Origin of the sequence: Bacteroides bouchesdurhonensis, assembly GCF_900155865.1 — a bacterium.
Classification (GTDB): domain Bacteria; phylum Bacteroidota; class Bacteroidia; order Bacteroidales; family Bacteroidaceae; genus Bacteroides; species Bacteroides bouchesdurhonensis.
This window is the reverse complement of sequence record NZ_LT707006.1, coordinates 2,405,897-2,421,460: the sequence shown is the minus strand read 5'-3', so window position 1 is coordinate 2,421,460 and position 15,564 is coordinate 2,405,897. Positions and strand designations below refer to the sequence as shown.

At 39.4% G+C, this 15,564-nt stretch carries 15 protein-coding genes; 2 read left to right on the top strand and 13 right to left on the bottom strand.

The features are described from left to right. Positions 1-120 precede the first annotated feature (120 nt). On the top strand, positions 121-645 hold the full coding sequence (locus CZ225_RS09820; protein WP_129585785.1) for a helix-turn-helix domain-containing protein: 525 nt from the start codon (positions 121-123) through the stop codon (positions 643-645). A gap of 80 nt (positions 646-725) precedes the next feature. On the opposite strand, the gene dnaB is transcribed toward CZ225_RS09820, so the two are convergent. After that, entirely contained in the window at positions 726-2,279 is a 1,554-nt protein-coding gene (dnaB, locus tag CZ225_RS09815; protein WP_077155782.1) for a replicative DNA helicase, read from the bottom strand. A 133-nt stretch (positions 2,280-2,412) separates the two neighbouring features. Here dnaB and ispE point away from each other — a divergent pair, with 133 nt between their 5' ends. Next, positions 2,413-3,237: a 4-(cytidine 5'-diphospho)-2-C-methyl-D-erythritol kinase gene (ispE, locus tag CZ225_RS09810; protein WP_077153980.1), complete on the top strand. Its 825-nt coding sequence runs from the start codon at positions 2,413-2,415 to the stop codon at positions 3,235-3,237. Between the two features lie 246 nt (positions 3,238-3,483). Here ispE and galE read toward each other — a convergent pair whose 3' ends face one another. The 12 genes from galE to CZ225_RS09750 all read right to left on the bottom strand — a co-directional run bounded on the left by galE (position 3,484) and on the right by CZ225_RS09750 (position 15,504). Next, positions 3,484-4,518: a UDP-glucose 4-epimerase GalE gene (galE, locus tag CZ225_RS09805; RefSeq protein ID WP_077153979.1), complete on the bottom strand. Its 1,035-nt coding sequence runs from the start codon at positions 4,516-4,518 to the stop codon at positions 3,484-3,486. Between the two features lie 228 nt (positions 4,519-4,746). Continuing rightward, positions 4,747-5,319 (bottom strand): electron transport complex subunit RsxA, encoded by a 573-nt coding sequence (gene rsxA, locus CZ225_RS09800; RefSeq protein ID WP_073348993.1) that lies wholly within the window; start codon positions 5,317-5,319, stop codon positions 4,747-4,749. An 8-nt stretch (positions 5,320-5,327) separates the two neighbouring features. Beyond that, positions 5,328-5,915, bottom strand: coding sequence for an electron transport complex subunit RsxE (rsxE, locus tag CZ225_RS09795; RefSeq protein WP_077153978.1), 588 nt, complete (start codon positions 5,913-5,915; stop codon positions 5,328-5,330). A 14-nt stretch (positions 5,916-5,929) separates the two neighbouring features. Next, positions 5,930-6,664 carry an RnfABCDGE type electron transport complex subunit G gene (locus tag CZ225_RS09790; protein WP_077153977.1) on the bottom strand — a complete coding sequence of 245 codons (735 nt, stop codon included), beginning with the start codon at positions 6,662-6,664 and terminating at the stop codon, positions 5,930-5,932. After that, on the bottom strand, positions 6,661-7,653 hold the full coding sequence (locus CZ225_RS09785) for an RnfABCDGE type electron transport complex subunit D (protein WP_077153976.1): 993 nt from the start codon (positions 7,651-7,653) through the stop codon (positions 6,661-6,663). The genes CZ225_RS09790 and CZ225_RS09785 overlap by 4 nt, the downstream gene beginning before the upstream one ends. Before the next feature lie 6 nt (positions 7,654-7,659). Next, positions 7,660-8,997: an electron transport complex subunit RsxC gene (rsxC, locus tag CZ225_RS09780; RefSeq protein ID WP_077153975.1), complete on the bottom strand. Its 1,338-nt coding sequence runs from the start codon at positions 8,995-8,997 to the stop codon at positions 7,660-7,662. A 24-nt stretch (positions 8,998-9,021) separates the two neighbouring features. Then, positions 9,022-9,981, bottom strand: a complete 960-nt coding sequence (locus CZ225_RS09775) for a Fe-S cluster domain-containing protein (RefSeq protein ID WP_077153974.1) — start codon at positions 9,979-9,981, stop codon at positions 9,022-9,024. Positions 9,982-9,987: 6 nt separating this feature from the next. Then, positions 9,988-10,410, bottom strand: a complete 423-nt coding sequence (locus CZ225_RS09770; RefSeq protein ID WP_077153973.1) for a SoxR reducing system RseC family protein — start codon at positions 10,408-10,410, stop codon at positions 9,988-9,990. A 191-nt stretch (positions 10,411-10,601) separates the two neighbouring features. Beyond that, a complete protein-coding gene (locus tag CZ225_RS09765; RefSeq protein ID WP_077153972.1) occupies positions 10,602-12,095 on the bottom strand; it encodes a phage tail sheath family protein in 1,494 nt (497 codons plus the stop codon). Between the two features lie 489 nt (positions 12,096-12,584). Further along, complete coding sequence (locus CZ225_RS09760) at positions 12,585-13,511, bottom strand: Rpn family recombination-promoting nuclease/putative transposase (protein WP_394334030.1); 927 nt, start codon at positions 13,509-13,511, stop codon at positions 12,585-12,587. A gap of 103 nt (positions 13,512-13,614) precedes the next feature. Next, entirely contained in the window at positions 13,615-13,815 is a 201-nt protein-coding gene (locus CZ225_RS09755) for a WecB/TagA/CpsF family glycosyltransferase (protein ID WP_077153971.1), read from the bottom strand. A gap of 282 nt (positions 13,816-14,097) precedes the next feature. After that, positions 14,098-15,504 carry a DUF3078 domain-containing protein gene (locus tag CZ225_RS09750; RefSeq protein ID WP_392387516.1) on the bottom strand — a complete coding sequence of 469 codons (1,407 nt, stop codon included), beginning with the start codon at positions 15,502-15,504 and terminating at the stop codon, positions 14,098-14,100. Positions 15,505-15,564 lie beyond the last annotated feature (60 nt).

Genomic DNA, 15,564 nt, shown 5'->3' with positions numbered 1-15,564 from the left:
TACTTGTCGCCAAACATGGGGTATACTGCTCCTCCAAAAAGGCTAAAGATCTTATAAGCACTATGGGAGTTCCCTTATGTAATACTACTGTACTCCGGGATATACACAGAATGAATATAGATGAGTACAACTCAGTTGAAAATATTTTCATCCGGTATGGATATTACGGAAGTGGCAGATCGGTTCCATTTAATAAAAAACATGTCAGACTGTGTGACCAAGGTTATTTCTGAAAACTATGCCGACTACCATACTCTTGTAAAAGGAGATGAGAATCAATCAGTAAAAAACGAACCTGTTAGAACTGATTCCCGACAGGTGATGTTTGAAGAGGTTAAAGAGCTACAAGCCAAGGGCTTTAAGATAAATAAAATAGCAACCCAACTTAGGATTGCCAGGCAAACGGTCAGAAAGTACATGGCTTATGACAGCCTGCCTCCCCGCGCAGGTAAGACACGAAATGGACACTATGAATATGACACATACGTAGAAAATGAATACAGGCACGGTAAAGACCTGAGGAAAATACATAGAGAAATTACAATTCAGGGCTTTAAGGCAGTACCACTCCTTTCTATGAACACTACAAATATCTTTCTGACGGACATCAAGGATATCGTTCCGCAAAAGAAGTGGAAGAGATGAAGAAAAACAATATGGACCTCAATATAAGCTAAGATTGCATCATTCTCCGAAGTTTCAATTCCGCAAGGTACAAATAAATTTTAAAACGGCAGAGGTCCCTCAGCAGGTGTTCCAAACGGGTTATCTGTTTGTGGAGCAAAATCCGGTGCCGGTGGTGGAGGCATAGCCCCAGCATTCACCTTAGAACCTAACATAGCTCCCGATGATTCTCCAGGCATAGGAATAACCATATCATCCTCCGGATTGGAGAAACGAGTAAATTCTCCTTTGAATCGAAGAAGCACCTCGCCTACCGCACCGTTACGATGTTTAGCTATCACGATTTCCGCCATACCACGGAGGTCATTTCCACGGTCATCCTGATAAATTTTATAATATTCCGGACGATGAATGAAACATACCATATCGGCATCCTGCTCGATGGCTCCCGATTCACGAAGATCACTCAACTGAGGACGTTTACCGTCAATACCTTCACGACTTTCTACACCACGATTCAACTGTGACAAAGCTATTATAGGAATATTCAGCTCTTTCGCCAATCCTTTCAACGAACGGGATATAGTACTAACCTCTTCTTGACGGCTACCAAAGGCCATACCACTAGCATTCATCAACTGAAGGTAGTCGATAATAATGATTCGTACTCCATGTTCACGAACCAAACGACGCGCTTTGGTACGAAGTTCGAATACTGACAAAGATGGAGTATCATCTACATATAAAGGTGCATCCAGTAAATCTTTTAATTTATAATCGAGCTGCTGCCACTCATAAGTTGCCAACTGTCCACTCTTGATTTTATCACTAGGAATCTCACAAACGTTCGAGATCAAACGATTGACCAACTGAACGTTGCTCATTTCAAGAGAGAACAACGCTACCGGATTACGATAATTTACCGCTATGTTTTTTGCCATGGAAAGCACAAAAGCTGTTTTACCCATAGCAGGACGGGCAGCTATAATAATAAGATCGGAGTTCTGCCAACCGGCAGTCATCTTATCAAGTTTCGTATATCCACTTTCAAGACCACTTAAACCATCTGTTCGCGCAGCAGCTTTCTGTATCAATTTATAAGCTTCATCAATCACCGGATTGATCTGCGTATAATCTTTCTTCATATTCTGCTGTGAAATCTCAAATAGCTTACCCTCCGCTTCCTGCATCAAGTCGTCTACATCAAGTGTTTCATCAAAGGCCTTACTTTGAATGTTACTTGTAAAGGTGATCAATTCACGAGCCAAGGACTTCTGAGCTATGATCCGGGCATGATATTCGATATGTGCCGAAGAAGCCACCTTACTGCTCAACTGAGTAATATAGAAAGGACCTCCCACTTCTTCCAGCTCTCCACGTTTACTAAGCTGCTCTTTTACCGTCAGGATATCCACCGGCTTCTGGTTTACAGCAAGATCTGTTATCGCAGAATAAATTAATTGGTGTCGGTGTTCATAGAAAGATTCCGGACGAAGTATCTCACTTACCAATGAATACGCATCCTTCTCAATCATCAAAGCACCTAAAACAGCTTCTTCCAGCTCGGGTGCCTGAGGTTGAACACGACCATAATCATTGACCGGTTGTACTTTGGTTGATTTAGTATTTCGAGTATTTTTTCTTTGCTCAGCCATGAATTCTTTGTTAATGGGATGACAAAGATAAAACATAATCGCGAAGAATGGATAAGGAAAAATGAAGATTTTAGTAACTTTGCACACACAATGGTAATTTAACGAATCACTAACCTCTTAATGAATCAACAAAATGATCACTTTTCCGAATGCAAAAATAAACCTCGGACTTTCTATCACGGAAAAACGCCCAGACGGATATCACAACCTGGAAACAGTTTTTTATCCTGTAGCTCTCGAAGATGCGTTAGAAATTCATACTTATTCGCAAGAAAATAAAAAGTTCGCTTTATATCAGCATGGACTAAAAATAACCGGTAATCCGGAAGATAATTTAGTAGTCAGAGCTTATTTATTGCTCGACAAAGAGTATCACCTTCCTCCTATCGAAATTCATTTGTACAAACATATTCCTTCAGGAGCAGGATTGGGAGGTGGTTCGGCAGACGCTGCCTCTATGCTAAAATTGCTCAATGAGTATTATCAGCTGAAACTGACTGAAAGTCAATTGGAAGTATATGCAGCTACCTTAGGAGCTGACTGTGCCTTCTTTATCAAAAATGCGCCAACCTTCGCTGAGGGCATTGGGAATATTTTTTCTCCTATTTCGCTTTCATTAAAAGGATATCAAATTGCCATAATTAAGCCGGATGTATTTGTATCTACCCGTGAAGCATTTTCTAAAATTCATCCTCATCATCCGGAATTTCCGGTAAAAGAAGTGATCCGAAGGCCGATTGAAGAATGGAAAGAATTACTCGTTAATGATTTTGAAGCCAGTGTATTTCCACAACATCCGATAATTGGAGAAATCAAAGAAGAACTTTACAACCAAGGGGCTATCTATGCTTCCATGAGTGGCTCCGGATCCTCTGTGTTCGGTTTGTTCAGACCTGAATGTTGTATCCCGGATTTCAATTTTAAAGAGGGGACATTCTGCTACACAGGAAGATTATAAAAGTATTTTCAGCTATATGTACAAAAAACGGTACCACGACTCCCGTCGTAGTACCGTCACAACACAAACACAAAATAAAACACGACAAAACTACTATGCAATCACCTGTTTATACCGGGGAGATATATGTACTAAATAGGTATATTCACATACACACTAAGAAGCGTCAGAGTGGATTGCAAAGAATTAAACAAACAGTTTCTTTCAATTGTCTAAGGTTATATCAAAATAACATTTTATATAATATTATTGAATTCCTCTTTCACGGAGTTTCAACTGCCAGTTCCATGCAGAACGTAATGTGTCCTCCAATGTTTCTACAGCTTTCCAGCCCAATTCCTGATTTGCAAAATCCGGATTTGCCCAAACTTTTTCGATATCACCGGCACGACGACCAACAATTTCATAATTCAATTTTACGCCTGTAGCCTTTTCAAAGCCATTAATCAATTCCAATACAGAAACTCCACGTCCTGTACCAATGTTGAATACTTCTGCTTTCGCCTTTTGTTTCTTTTCAAGGATACGACGTATAGCTATCACATGGGCCTTAGCCAAATCCACAACATTGATAAAGTCGCGGATGCAAGAACCATCAGGAGTATTATAATCATCACCAAATACACTCAGTTTTTCACGGATACCCATAGCAGTCTGAGTGAGGTATGGGATCAAGTTCTGAGGAACACCGTTGGGCAGTTCACCTAACAAAGCTGTAGGATGTGCACCAATCGGATTAAAATAGCGTAACATGATAGCATTGATCGGAGCTCCGGATGTTATTGTATCACGAATAATTTCTTCATTAATCTGTTTTGTATTTCCGTAAGGAGATTCTGCTTTCTTGATCGGAGCTTGCTCTGTTACCGGCAGTTCGTCCGGCTGACCATAAACTGTACAGGAAGAAGAGAATACAATGCCTTCTACTCCATGTTTAGGCATCAGTTCAAGTAAGTTGATTAAAGAGACCAAGTTATTACGATAGTAAAGCAACGGCTTTTGTACAGATTCACCAACAGCTTTGCTGGCAGCAAAATGAATAATAGCTTTAATTCCTTTATATTTGGTAAATACGGCGTCTAGACCGGCTAAATCAAGGCAATCTAATTTTTCGAAAGCAGGCCGAATGCCGGATACTTTCTCTATATTATCAACAACATCTGCACTTGAATTTGACAAATTATCGATGATGATTACTTCATATCCACTATTTTGTAACTCCACAACAGTATGAGAACCAATATAGCCGGTTCCACCCGTTACTAAAATTCTTTCTTTCATAAACTTTACAAATATGGTTAGTTCTTTTGGTTTCCGATTTGTTTGAGCTACAAATGTATGGAAATAAAATTTAGAATGCAATAATCAACTATAAATTTATTTTCCTCAGGGGAATAATAAAACAATAATTCGGGAAAAGGAACAAAAAAAGAGTCGGGAACACACGATCTGTATACTTGCATACAGAAGTGGTCTCCAACTCTTCTATTAAAACTATTTATCAAATATTCACACTACTCCGGAAAATCCCATGAACGCCATAGCCAGCAATCCGGCTGTAATCAAGGCTATCGGAGTTCCCTGCATTCCTTTTGGAACTTTCACTAAACTCATTTGCTCACGCAATCCGGCAAATAATACCAATGCCAATCCAAAGCCTATTGCTGTTGAAAATGCATATACAACTCCTGTCAACAAATCATAATCTTTCTGGATAACCAAAATAGCTACGCCTAATATACAGCAGTTGGTTGTAATCAATGGCAAGAATACACCTAAAGCCTGATATAATGCCGGAGACACTTTCTTCAGAATGATTTCCACCATCTGAACCAATGCGGCAATTACCAATATAAATGTAATTGTCTGCAAGTATGCCAATCCGAAAGCATCCAATACAAATTTCTGAATCAGGAACGTTACAATGGTTGCAATGGTCAGCACAAAAGCTACTGCCGCACTCATTCCCATAGCTGTTTCCACTTTCTTAGATACACCCAAGAACGGACAGATACCTAAGAATTGCGACAACACGATGTTGTTTACAAAGATTGCCGAGATAAATATCAATATATATTCCATTTCTTCAATTATTTATCCTTTTTCAAACAATTAATCAAGGCAATAAGGTATCCTAAAGCGATGAAAGCACCCGGTGCTAATACAAATACCAACATACCATATTCTTCGGGTAAAATAGTCAAATCGAAAATTTTACCTGTTCCGAGAAATTCACGAACAGCACCCAGCAAAGTCAGGGCTATAGTAAAACCAAGTCCCATACCGATACCATCGAACATAGAAGCAATCGGGTTGTTTTTAGCTGCAAAAGCTTCTGCACGCCCCAATACAATGCAGTTTACTACGATCAACGGAATAAAAAGACCGAGCGTAGCATATAAACCGGGAACATAAGCCTGCATTATCATCTGAAGTAGGGTAACAAACGATGCAATTACCACAATGAATGCCGGAATACGTACCATATCCGGTATCAGGTTCTTTATGGATGAGATTACCACATTCGAGCAAATCAACACGAACATAGTGGCTAGTCCCATTCCCATACCATTGATAGCCGATGAAGTAGTACCCAATGTAGGACACATACCAAGCAGGAGCACAAATGTAGGATTCTCTTTGACAATCCCGTTCATCATTACTTTAAAGTTATTCATAGCTGTCTCCTTTCTTATTTAGCACTGACAGAATCAGTAGTTTCAACTCTAATAGTAGCTCCTGAAGCTGCATCCGTACCGGCAGCTCTCTGAGAAGCTCCTGTTGTTCCATTCACATCACTGCCGTTTCCGGATTTGTAAGCCTGATAAGCAGCATTTACCGCCTTCAAAAAGGCACGCGAAGTAATAGTAGAAGCAGTTATAGCATCTACCTGACCTCCGTCTTTGCTAACAGTCAGCGGAGATTTTCCCGGATTCATGCCCAAGATAGACTTATTGCTCTCGTCGTGTGATATTGCTTTTTCACCTTTAGCAGGATCATACGCACCAAACCATTTATCAGCTTTAGAACCCAATCCCGGAGTTTCTGCATGAGCCAGCAAAGAGTAATTATATATTTTGCCTTCTGCATCAAATCCTACCAATACTTTCAATTCTCCACCAAATCCCATTGATTTAGCTTCTACAGCTGTACCAACCTGACTCTCACCGTTCTTTGCCGGATAAACTATAAAATCCACAATTTTCTTTCCGTCTTTCTCGCTGAAAATTGTATCACTTTCGGCTACCGGATTATTGGTAAATTCAGGAAGAACCTTTTTCAAAGCCTCATTCAGCGTTTTTGCATTCGCTTCGGCAATGGGTCCCATTGTAAGTTCGTTCACATACGCCAGCAATGCAACAGAGACAACAGTGACTCCTGTAAGTACCAGCAACATATTTTTCAAAGATGATTGTAACTTTTTCATTTCTTCTTCGCTACCTCCCCAAAGCGTTTAGGTTTACAATAGGTATTAATCAGCGGAGTAAACGCATTCATTATCAGGATGGCAAATGACATACCTTCAGGATATGCACCGAACAAACGGATAATTACCGTCAGCAGACCAATACAAACACCGTAAATCAGCATGCCTTTCTTGCTCATCGGAGAAGTCACATAATCTGTTGCCATAAATACAGCTCCCAACATCAGACCTCCTGAAAGCAGTTGCAATACCGGAGATACATACTTCTCCGGATCGGCCAGATGCATGATTCCTGCAAAAACAAATACAGTGACCAAAATGGATACGGGAATATGCCAGGTGATAATCTTTTTCCAAAGCATATAAACTAGCCCTAGCAACAATGCCAATGCACTTACCTCTCCGATACATCCTCCATTCTGTCCGATAAACAGACTAAACGCATCCGGAAGCTGGCTCAACGCATGGGTATCACCATAAATAGCTTGTTTCATTAATGCCAGTGGAGTAGCTCCAGTAGTAGCATCGGCATATGCAGTCAGTTGTCCAACTAGCGGCCAACTTGTCATCTGTACCGGAAAAGAGAGCAACAAGAACACACGTCCTGCCAATGCCGGATTGAAAGGGTTACAACCTAATCCACCGAAAGACATTTTACCAACGCCAATAGCGAACAGTGCTCCCAAAATAATAATCCAAATAGGCAGATTGGAAGGTAAATTGAATGCCAACAACACACCTGTGATTACAGCAGAACCATCACAAATTGTTGTAGCAGGTTTCTTCATCAAGAATTTAACGATAGCCCATTCAAAGAACAAACAGGCAGCCACGGAAGTAGCCGTGACAATCAGAGCACCCAGTCCGAAGAAATAAAGAGACACCAAAAATGCCGGTATAAGTGCAATCAGCACGCCATACATATTCTTTTGCACGCTGTCTCCACCATGAACATGGGGTGATAATGATACTATTAATTTATTTTCCATAATTCGTTATTTTTTAACCTGACGTGCACGAATCATTGCACCTACCTTACCTTTACCCAAACGGCAATAGTCAAGTAACGGACGGTTTGCAGGACAAGTGAACTGGCAAGATCCGCATTCGATACAATCCATGATTCTTTCTTTTTCCATTCTTTCAAAATCGGCATTCTCGGATAAAGCCCCAAGCAAATATGGCTCCAGCCCCATCGGACAAGCACTAACACATTTTGCACAACGGATGCAAGTTTGTTCTTCACCACGTTTTGCTTCCTTCTGATTCATAATTAGAATGCCAGAACTTCCCTTTGCAGTAGGAACATCAATATTCATCAATGCCTTACCCATCATCGGACCGCCACCAATTACCTTTCCCGTATCTTCCGGCAAACCACCGCAAGCATCAATCAACTGGCTCATCGGCGTACCCACACGTGCCAAAAAGTTGGATGGTTTTGCAACAGACTTTCCTGTCACTGTTATCACCCGTTCGAACAATGGCTTATTTTTCTGTACTGCTTGATAAACTGCAAACGCAGTACCTACATTCTGTACAACCGCTCCTGTAGAAATTGGTAATGCACCGCTGGCAACCTGACGTTTAGTAATTGCATCAATCAGTTGTTTTTCGCCTCCTTGCGGATACTTCACTTGCAAAGGAACAACTTCGATACCGGCATAGCTGGAAGCTACTTTTGTCATCAGCTTAATAGCATCCGGCTTATTATTTTCGATTCCGATAAATGCTTTATTTACCTTTACGGCTTTCATCAAGATGGAAACACCTACCATAATTTCTTCCGCATGTTCCAGCATCAGCTGATGATCGGCAGTCAGATAGGGTTCACACTCCACTGCATTGATGATCACGCATTCTGCCTTAAAAGAAGGAGGAGGACAAAGTTTTACCTGAGTAGGGAAACAAGCTCCGCCTAAACCTACGATACCAGCTTCGGCGATCTTCTTCACAATTTCTTCTGCCGAGAAGTCACATTCTTTCACCAGAGTTGTGCTACGATCAATCGATTCTTCCCATTCATCACCTTCCACATCAATATAAATAGCAGGTTTGGCATAACCACTAGCATCGATTACTGTATCAATCTTAGCTACTTTACCACTGACTGAAGAGTGAATTGCAGCCGAAACAAAGCCGGCCGGTTCGGCAATTTTAGTACCGACCTTTACCACATCTCCCTTAGCCACAATCGGTTTGGCAGGTGCACCAATGTGCTGTCCCAACAAAATGACAGCCTTTGCAGGAACTTCCGCAGTGATGATAGGTTGATGTGCCGACAATTTATTTTCGTGTGGATGAACTCCACCAATTGAAAATGTCTTTAACATACAATTCTGTATTTTATTCTGTTATTATTCTGTTACTTTTGTAGCTTCATCCACTGTAGTCTTCAGAGTTTCTACAGCCTTTGTAGCTTCTGCTACCGGAACTTCCGTTTCCTTTTTAGTAAGAGCTACCTTGGGAGCAGCAGATGCGTCCTCTGATTTCGGCTTGCGTGGAGGGAAATTCAAAGCAATAATGGTTCCCTGCGGACAAACTTCTTCACATTTACGGCATGATTTACATTTGTACGGATCAATATAAGCCAGATTATTTTCTAAAGTAATTGCTTCAAACGGACATACCTTGACACATTTACCGCATCCGATACAACTTACAGTACAAGCTTTACGCGCAACAGCTCCCTTGTCTTTATTGACACATTGTACGTATACACGACGGGACTTCTTACCCTGTGGCCGAATTTCAATGATAGACTTCGGACAAGCTTTCACACAAGCTCCACAAGCTGTACACTTCGCTTCATCCACTTCAGGAAGCCCTGTTTCCGGGTTCATATGGATGGCATCAAACTGACAAGCAGCCACACAGTCACCACATCCCAGGCAACCATAGCTACAACCAGTCTCTCCACCATATAATGAAGCAGCAATGGCACAACTCTTCGCGCCGTCATACTGATTGATGCGCGGACGGTTAGCACAGGTCCCATTACATCTTACTACCGCTACCATTGGTTCAGCTTCACCAGCCGCCAGTCCGAGAATATCGGCAACTTTCGCCATGACAGGTTGTCCACCCACCGGACAAAATTTACCATCCAACGAACCAGCCTTGACACAGGCATCAGCAAATCCGCTACAACCGGGATAGCCACAGCCGCCACAATTGGCCTGAGGTAACACCTCACCTACCTGAGCAATTCTCGGATCTTCATACACGGCAAATTTCTTGGAAGCGACATAAAGGATAGCAGCCAAAACAAGTGCTATCGCCCCCAATGAAATTACTGCAATCAGAATCAAATTCATAGTGTTTTAAATATTTATTGGTTTTATAGTAAAAGAAAATTTTTGTTTCAGTCGTGCTTTATTCAACCACAAAATGAAATAATAAGGTATAAGAATTATTAATGAAGAAAGTGCAGCATACAGCTCATTCTCCATCCATGCCATAAATATAAATAAGGAAGTAACCAAAAGTACGAAAGGTATTACAAAAGCTAACACAACCGCCATCATTCCCATAGAAGTTTCTCCTATTATCATCACCTGCTCTCCTACCTGATAAGAGGATGCCGCAGTGTCAGTAATATCAATTACCTTATCTTTACTATCCGCCGAAGAACAATGTCCTTTTGCACTACATGCTGCGCAAGCCGACGTCTGTATGATTCTCACCGACAAATGAGAACCTTGTATGTTTTCCACAATACCTTGATGCTTTATTGTATTAGTCATTTTGCAAACTCAACATTACAAATCGTGGCAAATTTAAGCATTATTTGTTAACTACGAAGCATTCACTGTATTTTTTCTGCATATAAAATATTATTTTCCATGTATTCGTTATCGTGCACAAAAAAAGAATTCCTACTATCTGATATTTCATAGTAAGAATTCTTTTAAATATACTCTAAACCAATAATCTATCAGCCTTCCTGTATTTGGTATGAAAAAGCGATCTCAATAAACTCAGACGGTCTTATTATGGCAACTAATATTCTTATACGTAAAATACCAGCTAAAATATCATCTCTAGTCATTGTATCACCTAACCCAACATGAACTTTGAAAGCTTCGTCCTGAGCAGTCCCTACCAAACCTCCATGTTTCCAAATCTCGGTTAAGAAACTTTCAATCATACATCTAACAATCAACCATGTTTGAGCATCATTCGGTTCACATGAAAATGAATGTAATGCATTCTTTATTGATTGCTCCAACATAATCATCGTACGACATACATTTATATGACTCAACTCTAATGAGTTGGCATCTAATGTACGAGCTCCCCAAACTTTTACGTCTTCTCCCGTAAAACATCGAATTACATTAATTGCCTTTCCGGTTAAAGGAGCATTTAAATCCATCTGGTCCTCCGAAGAAATATTAACAGACGGATTAACCACCTGATTAATAGCAACATTTGCAGAAGCTTTCCATACCCCGCATGTACTATCAACCATTGTATATATGCCTGCCATTGCTGCCGAAGGAGGTAACAAATTTAAGATTTGTCTCATTTCCCTTAATATCTCTCTATACATCAAAGAATTCTCCAACAGCATAGTATGAAGCATACTTCTTTTAGCTACACTCATCTGTTTATTTATCTTTTCAACCAGTTTTTTATTAATCTTTCTTCTTTGAGTGTCCAACGAAGCAAGTTCCTCTTCTAAAACGATTTTCAAAGCATCAGCATCTATATTCAACAATGAAAGATCACTTTCAGTAACAACCGATGTATTTATCCAAGGATAATATGCCACCCCATAATTTAAATTTGAATTTCCTATTTTATTTCTAAATTCATCAATAACATCACCAGACGGATCTTTTCTATCCTTATAACCCTCAAATACATCTAAAATAGTTATACGATTACGCATCTGATTACCACAATGGTATAACATTGACCGCTGTAAGTCGTAATACGAATCTCTATCGGTCATATTTACTGCATCAGGGCAAAGTACCATAGTAGGTTCTTGTACTTTCAAAAGTGCATCAACACCTTTCTTAAATGCATTCACGTCTAATTTATCGACAGTATAGTCGCCAATAGAAACGATATAACAAGGTCCACCGCCATTGCTGTAAAACATCTGCATTTGGTAATATAATATAAAAGGTATATCCGTTCGCTTTACTATAATTTTTTGACTGCCGCATTCCAAAAACAACTTCTGATCATCTTCAATATTTGCCAAAGTAAACATTGGCATCGGAGCACCACCGAAATAAGAATGGAACTCAGACATCGAATCAATTTTAACAGGTTTATTCAGCAACGATTCATTACCATTAACCATTTTCTCAGTATAGCCAATGAAAGCAGGTATTGCCGTAGCAACTGCTACAGCAGAATTAGGATAGACGTTATCTTCAGCAACATAAACGCCTAGTGTATTCATTATTCCCATATAAATATTATATTTTTATTTCATTTAAGAAACGATCTGCGTGCAAATTAAAGAATTCATTTCAACAAAAACAAACTTTTAATCAAATATGATCAATGAGCTATCCAATCAATTTTTCAATAAAAATGAGGTTATCTCGAATTTAACACCGAGATAACCTCATACTATGATTTATTCATTTTTACCAACTATATATTTACAAAGATACTATTTGTATTCCAAGCAATCTAGCTATATACTTGTCACTGCAATAATCACTTTCAATATAATACTTCACGTATTCTTCATACATTCATTTCATGTTCAACTAAACTATTTATTTTACAAAGTTGGATCCGTTGATACTCCACTATCCTCCTCTTTATCATCCCCTCATCATTCAATATTGACAGACTTATCTTCCAATAACAGTTTTTCAGTTCATCGACAAAGTTTTGAATATGAGTACAGCAACGTACATCTTTCAAACATGTTTTCTTGTTTCGTATTTTACAATTTCTTTATTTCTTCTATCGTCAAACCTGTTATTTGCGAAATAGTATCAAAAGGAATATTCAAAGACTTCATCTTAGATGCACTCGTTTTTTTTTCTTCTAAACGTCCTTCAGCCTGACCTTCCTTACGACCTTCCACAAGACCCTCCATACGACCTTCCGCACGACCTTCCATACGGCCTTCCATACGGCCTTCCGCACGTTCGGTATAAATATTATCACGAAGAATCACAATATTGTCCAGATGCCGATAATAAGCATTCAATTCATCCTTAGTCATCCGATCTAATTTCAAACGTTCGCGTGCTTCCGTCAAGCCGGGAGCAGTAGCACTATCAGGGATATCTCCCGTATTAAGATAATAGATCCATTCCTCTAACGGACTTTTAGCTATCTGGTTAAAATCATTGACTTTCAGGATATAATACTCTGGATAAAGTTGACTAACAGCATCCACTTTAAAAGTCTGTTTCTGAAAAGGAGTCAATTCCAAAATATCTCCCTGGTGGATACCTCGAAATTCCGTCTTACCATGATACACTACATCCTTTCCATTTCCTAAAGAGAAATATACGATATTAACGCTATATACTTTACGCACCTTTTCATATCCTTCCCCACGATTAATGTACTCAGTCACAAGTTTAGAAGTCCCGAACAACATTCGTTGAAAATACGCATATTCATTATTGTTTTGAACCTCTATCAAAATAAGCTCACCTTTTGAGTTCTCCGCGAGTATATCCACACGGTTATATTTATCAAACTCTTCCTCCTGATTACTTTCACTCTCCAATAATTTCTGGATTACAATAGTTTCATTTAGAAGCGTTGTCAGAAATCCTTCCAGCACTCCGAAATTGGCTTTATTACGCAATAAGCGTTTCATAGCCCAATCGAAACGAATATAATTACTTGCCATAAGTTCGTCCCCTTCTTTTATATTTTCTTTCATGAGAACAAAGGTAAACAGAAAAATGTTGGAATCCAAGCATATAATTGGAATTGTTTCCGTCACAAATCCTTTACTGCCTACATTTTCTTCTCCATTCTTCATAAAGAATCTTTGGCAACGTATACACAATCCATTCACGATGTATCTTTACCATCCACTTTGGACCACGTTTCACATCCATACCACTATAAAACTTAAAAGCGAATCCGACGCCCCCTTTCAGATATAGCTTCATGCGGCTCATAAATATCTTCAGCTTAGGAGTTCCCAATGCTACCCCAAAATTATACCCAATTTAGGTAAAGCGGCGCATAACCATATTTAACACTCTTTTTAATAACAGCAAATTATGGGAATAAAAAATAACTCTCAATTACATGCAGTCCTACACTGGGAGTCTGCGCCACCTTATTGGCACAGCTGTGCCATCCTAGTGGCACAGTCGTTTCATCTCTTTGGCACAATTGTGCCAATAGGGTGGCACAACTTTAGTGTAATACACTCAAACAAGTATTATCCGAGATCTAATGAATTTATGAACAAACAGTTTCTATTACCAGTTATAATTGATACCAAAGCTAAGCAGCTCTTTCAACTGAAAATAACTTTGGTCATCTTTAGGTTTCGAAGTATCATCATAACGGACATGAATGTATAGTTTAGTAGAAAAATAACGATTCAATACAAAGTTGAATGTATTTTCCCATTCAATACGTACCCACTCATAGTTCGTCAGATAGTTTAAACGAGACTCAAAAGAAACTGGAGCAATAATTCTCCAATTGAACGTAGGCTGCACTTGAGCACCGAAACTATTTATTGAGCGCTTACCTTTTTCAATACCAAATGAAGTCTCATTTACCTCCGAGTTACCGACATAACGCAAATTATACGTTAAAGGAGCCATAAAAACAGAAAGATTAAATTTCTTTTTGTTTAACTTATAATCCATACCAATACTGACAGCAAGATCAGCAGGAGCCATAAAGGCAGAAACAAGAGTTTCGTTATTAGCTTTATAACCATTGCAAAACTGAGTCTTAAACTCTGAAGAAATTGTATAATACCAATTTTTAATAGCTCTCAAGCCTAGCTTATTGTATAGTCGAAACTGATCCGTTGTAACCAAATAATTATGAAATTTATCAGATGGAGTAGAAGTTATACCAAGCTTGGCTTCCATCTGGTTTTCGAAAAGAATTTTTTCATTATCATTATAGTTCGCTTTCAAAAACAGAGTAGCCAATCCCGAGAAGTTACTTTCTCCCCCTTTATACCAATTCTCTGAAATGTGATTCTGAGTGATTTGCAAAGAACCGTTACCACCGGTTACCCACCAATTAGGTTTGTTGAGTTTCATTTTTGCCTTACCGACGTTCGCATTCATTTCTTCCGGCTGGAACAATTCAAGTACCCTTGCTTTAGGTGCTATTTCGGGTTTTGCTTCTTCACGAAATGGGGTCCTGCTCTTTATCTTATCTTCCGTAGTAACGATTAACTCAGGATGATTGAGATAAAGCCCCATCAATGCTTCATTGACCATCACTTTAGTCCGTTCACCCTTTGTAAATGGAGAAGTGTCGTACGGTAAAAGTGCCGCAGGTGTCAGATTTTTAGGTAAAGAATCAAATTGTGCGGGCTTCCAATCCATCGTGGAATATTGCTTTATCGGATCATCATAATAAGCCGGCAGAGTGAACAGACGATAATAATCCGGATCGCGCCGAATATAACGCGGTGGTACAGACGGATCATTCAAATAATCCAGCTGACCAATATACTTATTATATAAGAAGGATACAGTATCCAATTTAGGGGTATCACCGGACATATTTAAGCGCAACATCAAATATTTCTGTAAAAACGTAGAAAGCGTATCTGCTTCCACTACCTTAGCTGTCGCTGCTATGGTAGGTTGCTTCTCTGTCTGCGCCATAAGCGATGCAGTAAAGCTCATCATTAAAGCTGCTAATAAAACAAATTTGCCTCTCATAAAATTCTTATATTTGTTGCAAATCTA